The 6,000-nt window shown below is 57.1% G+C and carries 6 protein-coding genes; all 6 read right to left on the minus strand.

The genetic code is table 11. The features are described from left to right. Positions 1-5: 5 nt before the first annotated feature. A complete protein-coding gene (locus ACRQEG_RS02475) occupies positions 6-647 on the minus strand; it encodes a hypothetical protein (protein WP_320757997.1) in 642 nt (213 codons plus the stop codon). Then, positions 625-855 carry a hypothetical protein gene (locus ACRQEG_RS02480; RefSeq protein ID WP_320757996.1) on the minus strand — a complete coding sequence of 77 codons (231 nt, stop codon included), beginning with the start codon at positions 853-855 and terminating at the stop codon, positions 625-627. The genes ACRQEG_RS02475 and ACRQEG_RS02480 overlap by 23 nt, the downstream gene beginning before the upstream one ends. A 117-nt stretch (positions 856-972) precedes the next feature. Continuing rightward, positions 973-1,911 (minus strand): LysR family transcriptional regulator, encoded by a 939-nt coding sequence (locus ACRQEG_RS02485; RefSeq protein ID WP_320757995.1) that lies wholly within the window; start codon positions 1,909-1,911, stop codon positions 973-975. Between the two features lie 119 nt (positions 1,912-2,030). Further along, entirely contained in the window at positions 2,031-3,176 is a 1,146-nt protein-coding gene (locus ACRQEG_RS02490) for a class C sortase (protein ID WP_320757994.1), read from the minus strand. A gap of 181 nt (positions 3,177-3,357) precedes the next feature. Beyond that, positions 3,358-4,899, minus strand: coding sequence for a SpaH/EbpB family LPXTG-anchored major pilin (locus ACRQEG_RS02495; RefSeq protein ID WP_320757993.1), 1,542 nt, complete (start codon positions 4,897-4,899; stop codon positions 3,358-3,360). A 165-nt stretch (positions 4,900-5,064) separates the two neighbouring features. Continuing rightward, the gene (locus tag ACRQEG_RS02500) at positions 5,065-5,643 is read right to left on the minus strand and encodes an LPXTG cell wall anchor domain-containing protein (protein ID WP_435733767.1); all 579 of its coding nucleotides are present in this window, start codon (positions 5,641-5,643) and stop codon (positions 5,065-5,067) included. Positions 5,644-6,000 lie beyond the last annotated feature (357 nt).

Raw genomic sequence — 6,000 nt, forward strand, 5'->3', positions numbered from 1 at the left:
GTGGTTCACTCTTCAAGAGCTTGGAGGGCGGTGGCGCGATTATGCCGCACTACGGATCGCACCTGGATCTGTTCCCAATCCTCGATGCCTTGGTTGAGCGCTTCGCGTGCGCCGGGTGCGCATGCCACCCCGAGCTCATCAATGACCAAGAGGAGAATTTCTTCCAGGCAGGGCCGGAACCAGCGCCGGCCCACCGTGAAATGAATATCGGCAATGTGGGGAGTGCGGGCCTCGTTCTTGATGCGCCGGCGCGACCTGCGGGAATGAGTGCCACTCAGGACCAGGGCGTGTGTCCATTCGTCGCGGTGGGAATGGATCTGGATATGGGCACAGGGAATATTCGAGCGTGGTGAGCGAATATAGTCCCAGCGCACCAGCGGCTCGCTGCTTTTTGCTCCTCGGATGACCGAGAACGTTGATTCGTTGACGCTGAGCGAGCCGGTTTCCGGATTAAGGAAAAGTTCGTAATCGAAGCGGACGATAAGGAAACGAGCAACACGAATATCGCCAAATAGGCTTATTGCCGGTGGGTTTTCTTTTCTGAGGGCTTGCTTCACTATCGAAAACCCGGGATCAATCAGCTCCCCAATCCTCTGTAGATGTGCCGCAAACTCATCGGCACGCTCATCCAAGTGTTCGTTCACCACGGCACAACCCCTCGAAGCGATCTAATCCTTTCATTTCAACATAGGCGTCGGACTCTTTTGGTCCGAGCTGGTAGTTATCGGCGCGCCAGTCGAATTCTTCGCGGGTCATTCTGACCTCGCGCAAGATTTCTTCCTTGCGTTCGAGGATTTCTTCCAGCGAGTTGTAAACACGATCCGGAAAATACAACCGGTCCTCGTAAACATCCATATGTCCACTCCTTCAATTGCGTAGTTCCGGGTGGTTACCCGTCTTTCTCCGTCATTCTTGCATGATATGGAAGCGCAACAAAGAGCTATTTACCGCCCTGCGGATGAGGGCAGCGTTTCACGATTCTGTGGATAACTTCTCGCCAGCTGCGCTCCCACCGGCCACGGATGCGCGCACCGCTTCCAGGAATATCTCCCCCACCCGGCCCAGACGTGCTTGCTTATCCCAAGCAAGCACACAGGTCAGGCCCACTAACCAATCCAAAGGGATAAACACCAACCCCACACCAGCAGTTACCACGCCCGCCCTGGTATCCGCGCGTCCACTCAAGGCCATATTCTCCAGCACGATAGCCTCACCAACCCCGGCCTCGACCATAACCCGGGCCCCGCGGCTCGTCCCGTACCGTCCCACCACCATCAACTGGTTTTCCTTATCAAGCCAATACCCAAGCTCTCGGCTACGCTCCTTCGGCATAATAAGAGACCGCTGGGTAATATCCGCCCGCCGAACCGTTCCTCGCCCAACCAGATCACTATCACCGCGTACCAGTAGCCCCCACCGGTCCTCACCGCTAAGTGCCAGGGTCTGCCAGGCTGTGCAATCCCAAGAATCATCCAAAACCGCGAAAGACGCAGTCCCCTCACCGATCATCCGGGTAGCTGCTTCACGCCCACACAATGTGACCTGGAAACTAATCCCCGGATAACGCGCCCGCACCTGACTCATGACGGGTGCCAGGCTATCCATGGCACTACTTTCCCGCCCCGCGATCACAATAGTGCCCTGTGGGTTATCCTCCAGGTCCTGAAGCTCCGCCACCGTAGCATCCACGAGCCCCAAGATCTGGTGACTGCGCTCGACCAGGTAGCACCCGGCTTCGGTCAGTTCCCTGCCGCGCCCGACTCTACGGGTAAGCGTCTGGCCGACTTCTTCTTCCAAAAGCTGGATACGCTTCACGACCGCCGCGGTAGTACACCCATACTCACGGGCCACCGCATCCATAGTTCCTAAACGCGAATAAAGAATAAGGGTTTCTAATAATTCCAGTCTCACACCGGTACCTCGTTGTATGTCGTGATACTAAATGGTCTAAATCAGTGAGTGATGAATGGTGAGTAATACCCGACGCCGAGTACTGCACGACGCCGCAGCACCCCGCCGCGTTCTTTCGGTTAGCGGAGCATGTGCCGGGGCAACATACCCCGCCTAGGTTCTTCCTCGCGCCGGGCGAGCGCGGAGCGGGCCACCAGGAACGCGAACAGCAAAGATATAAGAATGGCGAGCACGAAGAGGGTCATCCACCATGACCATTGCAACCCGTCCACCCCCGGCACCTCCACTGGGTCAGGCAACACCCGCTCACCCGTCACCAGCAAACGATGCGAATTCACCCCATACGGGGTACAGGTAAGAAGAGTGGCTAGGTCACGCCCGGGTACGCGTACCAGCAGGCTTGGGTCGTGAGGGTCGACGACGTCTATCCTGACCACTTTGTAACCAAAGACTTGGCCTTGGATTTCGAAGAAAAACTCATCCCCAACCTGCATATCGGTGAGCCGGTCAAACATCGACGAGGTCGGCAGGCCAGTATGAGCCGTCACCACACTATGCCGATTTATGCCACCTACCGGGATATCGGTACCAAACATGTGCCCAGCACCCCGTTGGAGGGTCTGCGGGGAGGTGCCGTGGTAGATCGGGAGTTTCACCCCGATCTTCGGAATTTTCACGATCCCCATAATCCCATCCGGCTGATCAAGCACCCTCGCATACTCCCGGTAAGCCGGCAGGTCCGTGGCTATATCGTCAAGATAAGGATCAAGGACCGCCATACCCTGATGACTAGCGTTATAGGCGTGAGCACTCTCAATATACGAGTTCCGCAGTTCCTGGGACTGGGTATTCACCTTACCCTCATAGGCACGGGAGACTACTTTGGATTGCCAGTTATTCCATACTGTCGAAGTCACCGGATAAGCCAAGCACAGGATCCCGATAAGGATCATGGCCAACGGGGAGAGCCTGCGTTTATCCTCGCCCGGATCGGTATAGAACAGCAGGCTCGCAAACCCGCTTTCCTCACCTACACGCGCCGCACGCCGCCCACGAGCCAAACCCGCGGCGGGGCCTTGATGTTCCTTGAGTTCCACATGATGTGCTGGCGCAGGAGCCGGTTCGGGCTCCACATGAAGTGCCACTTTTGGTGTTTCCCTGGGTTCTGCCCCTGGTGCCGTCTTGGATTTCGTTTCGGGAGCTGGGTTGGAGGTCGGGGCCTCTAGGGCACGCCGCCCACGCACCGCGCCCGCTTCACCACTCACGTCCCTACCCCTTCCTTGACCCACGTGGCCTTTTCCTTGCGCTAGACGTTCAATTCGTATTGCGCTACTCGTGCAGATTTAACTTGCGCTTGATAGATTGTGGGGCCAGTCGGACTGACCGGCCCCACAATCTTCGTTACCTACTCAGGCTGGCAAACCTGAACCGTTAGTCTTTTCCTGTTTAGGCGTTGTTTTTACGCGAACGCAGATGCGTTACCGCACCACTCGCCACCAGACCAGCACCAAGAAGGGCAAAGATCCCCACCCCGATAGCACCCGTCTTGGGCAAATCGAACCACTTACCCGAATCCTTCGTCGGCACGTTCTTAATACCAGTCTTGAACACCTGGCCGGCCTGATCGGTTACGGTGACTTCGGTGATCTCATCCGAGCGAATGAACTTCGCGGGTGCCTCAACCTCAACCACGTAGAAAACGGAGTCCTTCTTCGCCTTAAACTTGTCAGTCAAGCCGTCCTGGCCGGTCACCTTGGTACCGAAGCCCTTAGACATCCCTTCGCACTGGGTTCGGTCCTTCTGGGCCACACACTTCTGGGCATCAGCCTGGTTGGCGAAGGCTACGAACTTCGCACCCGCAAGCACACTTCCGTCCGAAGCATCGGTCTTAGAGATTTGGAAATCGTAGAAATCAATGGTCGGGAACGGATTCGGCGTCGGATCCGGACCAGGCCCAGGCTCGGGGCCAGGTTCGGGAACAATCGGTCCGGGAGTCGGTTCGCTATCCGAGTGTCCGGGAATGAAACCAAACTTATTAGAAACCGAATCAAGAGCAAGATCAGCCTTGAGGGTGAAGGTGAGGTCCACAGTCACCACCGGAGCCTCCGAGGCAGTCGCCTTAGCGGCGATAGCGTTGAGGCCCTCGTCGGTGAAGTTCACCTGCAAGCGAGTACGACCCGCTTCCACACCCTCAGTTGAAGTAGCAACGTTGTACTGCGACTTCGCGATCTCTTCACCGTTGACCTTCACGGCTTTAACCGAGGTCTGGTCGATCACCGTGTAAGCATCAGTCATCGCATCATCGAAGACTGCGAAGCCCTTAATATCGGTCCCCTTGATCGGGCCCTTCTTATTCAGGGTCGCGGAGATGGTGTAGGAGATGTCGTCGCCTGCGCCTACGACCTTGTCGAAAGCACCAGTCTTCTTCACAAGGTCACGAACGTCCGTATTCTTCGGGGTGACCGAAACATCATAGGTGTACTTCTGGTCCGCGGAAGAAGTACCCGTGATTTCTGGGACCGTCATGAAGAACGGCTTAATATCCGAGGTATGCCCAGCCGGCACTTCGGATTCCACAATCTTGTACAACCCAAGCGGCAGGTTCTCGAAGAGAGCCTTACCTTCACCAGTGGTCTTGACCTTGTGAACGGCGGTCGTGCTGAGCTTAGCCTTCGGGCTATCGGGATTCGCGTTCAGGTCCTTGATTGAACCAGCCACGGTCTCCCAATCGCTCATCTTCTTCATGTCACCAAGGGTGACATCCCCCAGGGCATCCACCTTCGTGACCGTAAACTCGGCACCGTTAACCGGCTTCTTGGTGGTCGCTTCTTGTTTCGTGATCGTAATCGACCCCGTCGTGGGAGCACCCTGCGCCCACGGAGCAACCGGATCACTTGCCGGTGCGGCGTGAGCTGCCCCGATACCCATTCCCGTCAGTGCCAGCGCACACGCCGCCACCAACGCTCTCAATGACTTCTTACGAGCCATACTTGTTTTCCTTCCCAATAAATTCAGCACCACACAATGTGCTGACCAACACGCCAGGACAACGCCAAACACGTGTTGTTGAACTTGCTAAAATACCTGTCCCTTTACTCGGGCCTACCCCACCGTCTGTTTTCCCGAGACCGGGTACGGGGTGGGTGTATCGGTTCACGCGCTCTGGCCCACCCCCTTCTTCCGGCGGGTGATCCACCATCCGCCCGTCAGGGCAAGGATCATGAGCGCACCACTACCGGCGAGGTAGTTCACGTTTGTCTGGCCCGTCTTCGGCAACGCGGGCTGCACAACCTCCACACTCAAAGGCTTGCGTGCCCACCCCACGCCTTCCACACTGTTAGGCCCACTAGCCGCGCCTGTGAGCGGGTCGATGGTGATACCGGGTTTCGTGGCATACACCCAACACCGATACATGCCCAGCTCGGCCTGGGTGGCATTACCATCCACCTCACCAACCGTCCGTGCACCATTACCCGCAAGCTCGGTGCCGGTAGGTGCTTGCTTCACGCGCACCAACTCCACACCCACCGGCAGCGCATTGTGATCGCCCTCGGCCTGACCGTCATGCTTCGGGGCGCACACGGTTTGAAGGCTAATAAGCCCGGGATCTGTTGTTGACGTGGCTTCCACACTTAGCGGCTGTAATACCGGTTGGCCTTTGACCACCGTGAGCGTGTCTTGAGAAACCGTGAGGGCAACATTCACGCATTCCCCCACTTCTCGCTCACCCATGTCCCGCTCACGCGTCTCAGTCCGCTTCGAAGCCTTCGCGGTATCCAAGACCCACTTACGCGTACCGGAATCCCACCGATGGGGTGTCGTGGTCACCGTCCGGGTTTGCTTGACCTTCCGTGTCGCGCAGTCTTTAGAGCCGTCAACCCATTCCGTTGACGTGACTTGGGCCGGCAACCGAGGAGTACACGCCTGATGCTCACCATCATTCATATCCCGCTGACGATTCTCAGTCCGCTTCGACGCCTTCGCAGTGTCCAAGACCCACTTCCGCGAGGATGAATCCCACTTATACGGAGTCGTCGTCACAGTCCGCGACTGCGAAACCTTCCGAGCATTACAATCCTTCGCACCATC

Source organism: Actinotignum stranguriae (assembly GCF_051265215.1).
Classification (GTDB): domain Bacteria; phylum Actinomycetota; class Actinomycetes; order Actinomycetales; family Actinomycetaceae; genus Actinotignum; species Actinotignum schaalii_C.

Coding starts and splice junctions, on each gene's coding strand:
- ACRQEG_RS02480 (WP_320757996.1), bottom strand. CDS start 855: ATGGATGTTTACGAGGACCGGTTGTATTTTCCGGATCGTGTTTACAAC.
- ACRQEG_RS02495 (WP_320757993.1), bottom strand. CDS start 4,899: ATGGCTCGTAAGAAGTCATTGAGAGCGTTGGTGGCGGCGTGTGCGCTG.
- ACRQEG_RS02500 (WP_435733767.1), bottom strand. CDS start 5,643: ATGGGTGAGCGAGAAGTGGGGGAATGCGTGAATGTTGCCCTCACGGTT.